5 protein-coding genes, 2 tRNA genes and 1 rRNA gene are annotated in these 4,313 nt (G+C 39.9%); 7 read left to right on the top strand and 1 reads right to left on the bottom strand.

Annotated features, from left to right (window positions below; translation table 11 throughout):
• The 7 genes from MLE14_RS21860 to tsaD form a co-directional block, all read left to right on the top strand.
• Positions 1-104 (top strand): 23S ribosomal RNA (locus MLE14_RS21860); the annotation flags it as partial.
• A 139-nt stretch (positions 105-243) separates the two neighbouring features.
• A tRNA-Met gene (locus MLE14_RS21855) sits at positions 244-320 on the top strand.
• A 45-nt stretch (positions 321-365) separates the two neighbouring features.
• Positions 366-442 (top strand) — tRNA-Asp (locus MLE14_RS21850).
• Positions 443-782: 340 nt separating this feature from the next.
• The gene (tsaE, locus tag MLE14_RS21845; RefSeq protein ID WP_243300494.1) at positions 783-1,247 is read left to right on the top strand and encodes a tRNA (adenosine(37)-N6)-threonylcarbamoyltransferase complex ATPase subunit type 1 TsaE; all 465 of its coding nucleotides are present in this window, start codon (positions 783-785) and stop codon (positions 1,245-1,247) included.
• Entirely contained in the window at positions 1,228-1,935 is a 708-nt protein-coding gene (gene tsaB, locus MLE14_RS21840) for a tRNA (adenosine(37)-N6)-threonylcarbamoyltransferase complex dimerization subunit type 1 TsaB (protein ID WP_243300493.1), read from the top strand. The genes tsaE and tsaB overlap by 20 nt, the downstream gene beginning before the upstream one ends.
• Positions 1,928-2,395 (top strand): ribosomal protein S18-alanine N-acetyltransferase, encoded by a 468-nt coding sequence (rimI, locus tag MLE14_RS21835; RefSeq protein ID WP_243300492.1) that lies wholly within the window; start codon positions 1,928-1,930, stop codon positions 2,393-2,395. Before tsaB ends, rimI begins: the two co-directional genes overlap by 8 nt.
• Complete coding sequence (tsaD, locus tag MLE14_RS21830; protein ID WP_243300491.1) at positions 2,395-3,417, top strand: tRNA (adenosine(37)-N6)-threonylcarbamoyltransferase complex transferase subunit TsaD; 1,023 nt, start codon at positions 2,395-2,397, stop codon at positions 3,415-3,417. The genes rimI and tsaD overlap by 1 nt, the downstream gene beginning before the upstream one ends.
• A 657-nt stretch (positions 3,418-4,074) precedes the next feature.
• On the opposite strand, the gene MLE14_RS21820 is transcribed toward tsaD, so the two are convergent.
• The coding region (locus MLE14_RS21820) for a hypothetical protein (RefSeq protein ID WP_243300495.1) at positions 4,075-4,313 on the bottom strand (239 nt) is incomplete at its 5' end.

Genomic DNA, 4,313 nt, shown 5'->3' with positions numbered 1-4,313 from the left:
TATGCAAGTAAGATCCCTTGAAGATGACAAGGTAGATAGGTCTGAGGTGGAAGCACGGTGACGTGTGGAGCTGACAGATACTAATCGATCGAGGACTTAACCAAGTTTATGGTGATTTTGGTCCTTACCTCTTTCTTTAGTCGTTATCTAGTTTTGAGAGAACGAAGTAAATTATATTTTTATTATCGTGAGGTGAGGAATAAGCGGCACTTCACGAATCAAAATTGAATTACTTTCTATTACCGCGGGGTGGAGCAGTCCGGTAGCTCGTCGGGCTCATAACCCGAAGGTCGCAGGTTCAAATCCTGCCCCCGCAACCAATCTTATACCAAATACATACAAGTAAGAAGCAAAATGAATATTATGGTCCGGTAGTTCAGTCGGTTAGAATGCCTGCCTGTCACGCAGGAGGTCGCGGGTTCGAGTCCCGTCCGGACCGCCATTCTATTAAAATACTAAACGAAACCTCACTGGTTTCGTTTTTTTAATTTAAAGGCATTTACTTCTTCGCATTTATATGTTCAGTACGATCGCAAACATAGAACTGTCACATTTTATATGACAAGACTGCCATCAAGTCAATTCTACAATGGCCATGTTAGGCTTTTCTTATTGTAATGAGTTTATAGAAAGAGAATTCCTGGGTAAACTTTCAATCATATGGACGTCTTGCACTTGACTAAAAATAAACCCGACACCTTTGTTTTTTGCGGATATTGTAATAATTGTGTAAACTACGGTTAGAAATAGATTCTATATTTTACCTATATAGGAGTCGTTATATGAAGCAGAGTTACCATTGTGAAAATGAAAATGAACTGATTGCCTTAGGTGAATTACTAGGGACCTTGTTGAAGCCAAAAGATGTGATTGCTCTTGAGGGTGATCTAGGGGCAGGAAAAACAACCTTTACAAAAGGAATCGCAAAGGGATTAGAAATCCAAAGGGTTGTGAATAGTCCCACTTTCACTATAGTTAAAGAATATCATGGGAGAATTCCGCTTTATCATATGGATGTTTATCGGCTTGAAGATTCCGATGAGGATTTGGGCTTTGATGAATACGTTTATGGAGAAGGAGTTACCGTTGTGGAGTGGGCTCATCTAGTTGAAGAGTATCTGCCGCCTGAACGGTTAACTATACATATACAGTACGAAGGTTCTGGAAGGAAACTTTCTTTCATTCCTGTCGGTAAAAGATACTATGAATTATGTGAGGAGCTTCAGCATGAACGTGCTAGCCATTGATACATCTAATTATGCCTTAGGTGTTTCCATTATTAATGACAAAAAAGTAATAGGCGAATATATTACCAATATGAAAAAAAATCATTCGATCCGGGTTATGCCAGCGATTCAAAGATTATTAGAGGACTGCGATCTATCACCAGCGGATATAGATAAGATTGTAGTTGCCCATGGTCCAGGGTCCTATACGGGAGTTCGAATTGGAGTTACCATTGCTAAGACTTTAGCTTGGACTTTAAAGGTACCTTTAGTTGGGGTGTCGAGTTTAGAAGTTTTGGCAGCCGATCATTTGTTTTTCCCAGGAATTATTTGTCCGTTATTTGATGCAAGACGCAGTCAAGTTTATACCGGCCTTTATCAATTTGAAAACGGACGTCTTACCTCTGTTTTAGAGGATCAGCTCCTATTGTTGCCCGATTTATTGAATGAGTTAAAAATTCGAAACGAATCTGTCCTTTTTGCAGGAAATGATGTGGAGCTTCATCGAGAGAGAATCATTGATGTATTAGGGGAAAAAGCAAACTTCGCTCCTTTTACTCATCAAAACCCCAGACCTAGTGTCTTAGCTAGAATAGGAGCTGATCAAAAGGGAGTAACAGGCGATGCTCTCCATGCATTTGTTCCGCAATATTTAAGATTAGCTGAAGCAGAAGCAAAGTGGCGAGAAGCGAGGAAAAATGATGAATAATAAAAATGAAGCAGTTTCAAGTGCTTTTTTTCGATTTATGACCTTAGCTGATTTGGATGATATTATGGAAATTGAACATCAATCCTTTACCCTCCCCTGGAAAAGGGATGCGTTTGTTCGTGAACTAACCAGTAATCCTTATGCACGTTATTGGGTTGTTGAGGTTAATGGCAAGGTTATAGGATATAGTGGTGTATGGATTGTAATGGATGAGGCGCATATTACGAATATTGCTGTACTTCCCGATTACCGGGGGCATGGTTTTGGGAAACAATTATTGATAAAAACGATGCAGTTGGCAAAGAGCTATAATGCGAAAGTAGTCACCCTAGAAGTTAGGGTTTCTAACATTGTTGCTCAAAATTTATACCGGTCCCTAGGTTTTCAGCCAGGGGGTATTCGCAAGGGCTATTACACAGATAATAATGAAGATGGACTAATTATGTGGGTGAATATTTAATGGAACGTACCGATTCAATTATCTTGGCAATTGAAACATCATGTGATGAAACAGCAGCTGCGATTGTAAAAAATGAAACAGAACTTTTATCAAATGTGGTAGCGTCACAAATTGAAAGTCATAAAAGATTTGGCGGCGTAGTACCTGAAATTGCATCCAGACATCATGTGGAACAAATCACTTTAGTCATTGAAGAGGCATTGAAAAAAGCAAATCTGAGTATGGAGGATATGGATGCAGTTGCGGTTACCGAAGGTCCGGGGCTTGTGGGGGCTCTGCTGGTAGGAGTCAATGCAGCCAAAGCGTTAGCTTTTGCCCACGGTAAGCCAGTTATTGGCGTGCACCACATAGCCGGTCATATTTATGCCAATCGGCTTATTCATGAAATGAAGTTCCCATTGCTATCTCTAGTCGTATCTGGTGGCCATACAGAATTAATCTTAATGAAGGAGCATGGTCATTTTGAAGTAATTGGAGAAACAAGGGATGATGCCGCGGGAGAAGCCTATGATAAGGTGGCTAGGATGCTTGAATTGCCGTATCCGGGAGGGCCACATATCGACAGGCTTGCTCATGAAGGAACCCCGACCTATCCGCTTCCTAGAGCGATGTTAGATGAAGATTCCTATGATTTCAGTTTCAGCGGATTAAAATCAGCGGTTATTAACACCATCCACAACGCTAAGCAGAAAAATGAAGAGATCATCAAAGCGGATTTAGCAGCCAGCTTTCAGCAAAGTGTAATCGATGTATTGGTGACGAAAACAAAAAAAGCTGTTAATCAATTTGGAGTAAAACAGCTTTTAGTTGCGGGCGGCGTGGCAGCTAATAAAGGTTTACGAACTGAGTTAGAAAAAGTATTCCAACATTCAGGTGTGGAGCTTATAATTCCGCCATTGTCGTTATGTACGGATAATGCTGCTATGATTGCAGCGGCTGGAGCCATTCTTTATCGGAAAGGCAAGTACGGAACAATGGCCATGAATGGTCAGCCTGGGTTACCGATTGAAATTATGAATTGATTAGTTTGTTGAGAAAACATATGGACTTTTAATCGGAAAGTCTATGTGTTTTTTTGTTTGGAAGCCTTATCCCATGGCGGACAGGTGTTGATGCCGTTAGATATATATTCATTTAGTGAAGGATTTGGCTGGGTATCCGATTAGTTTGGTGTCTCGTGGCAATTGAGCTTAAAATAAACGAATAAAATGTGGATATTTGCAAATAATCAAGAAGTGCTTTTTTTAATAATTGTGGAAAACAAGCGGAAAACGGACGATTTTCTGTGAATAATGTGGATATGTTAGTAAATGTTTGTGGATAATGTGGATAAAATCTGTGAAAATCTATAAAAACAATGAAATTCACTTGATATCGTTGTGGATAACAAAATTTCGAAGATTTATAAGGGTTTTTGTGAGTGAGTCGGGTGAATTCGGTGGATTATGAATTAAATAAGGGTTTTCTTTGCGGTATGTCGCTGTTTTTTCTGAACTTAGAACTGTTTTACCGAACTCAGAATGGTTTATCTGGACTCAGACATCATTTAACCAAAATCAGCAACTCAATTTCAGAACTTAGAACCGTTTTATCAAACTTAGCACGCAGGTAACAGAACTCAAGAACAGATAACCTAACTCAATGGTGGCATAACCGAACTCAGCACTGTTTAACCAAAATCAGGCACGCTGATAACCAATCATAAGTAACCAATCGAACTGAGCATCAAAATAACCTGCCCCAGGAACGGATATGAAGCAGACCGCGAAACGCAACAATGTCCCGCATACAGGGCTTGTCAAGAAAAGTGTGTAAGTTATTCTAGATATTTCTTCACACGTTTCTTCAGGTGGTCGTGAACTAATAGTTGATTCATGATCATGGCCCATTGTTGGATGTGTCCACCTTCCCATTTCTT

Origin of the sequence: Bacillus litorisediminis (assembly GCF_022808645.1) — a bacterium.
Taxonomy (GTDB): domain Bacteria; phylum Bacillota; class Bacilli; order Bacillales; family JC228; genus Bacillus_BF; species Bacillus_BF litorisediminis.
The sequence above is the reverse complement of the archived record's forward strand: the minus strand, read 5'-3'. Positions and strand labels throughout refer to the sequence as shown.

Excerpts from the sequence above, each read along its gene's own strand:
- tsaE (WP_243300494.1), top strand. The coding sequence starts at position 783 with ATGAAGCAGAGTTACCATTGTGAAAATGAAAATGAACTGATTGCCTTA.
- tsaB (WP_243300493.1), top strand. The coding sequence starts at position 1,228 with ATGAACGTGCTAGCCATTGATACATCTAATTATGCCTTAGGTGTTTCC.
- rimI (WP_243300492.1), top strand. The coding sequence starts at position 1,928 with ATGAATAATAAAAATGAAGCAGTTTCAAGTGCTTTTTTTCGATTTATG.
- tsaD (WP_243300491.1), top strand. The coding sequence starts at position 2,395 with ATGGAACGTACCGATTCAATTATCTTGGCAATTGAAACATCATGTGAT.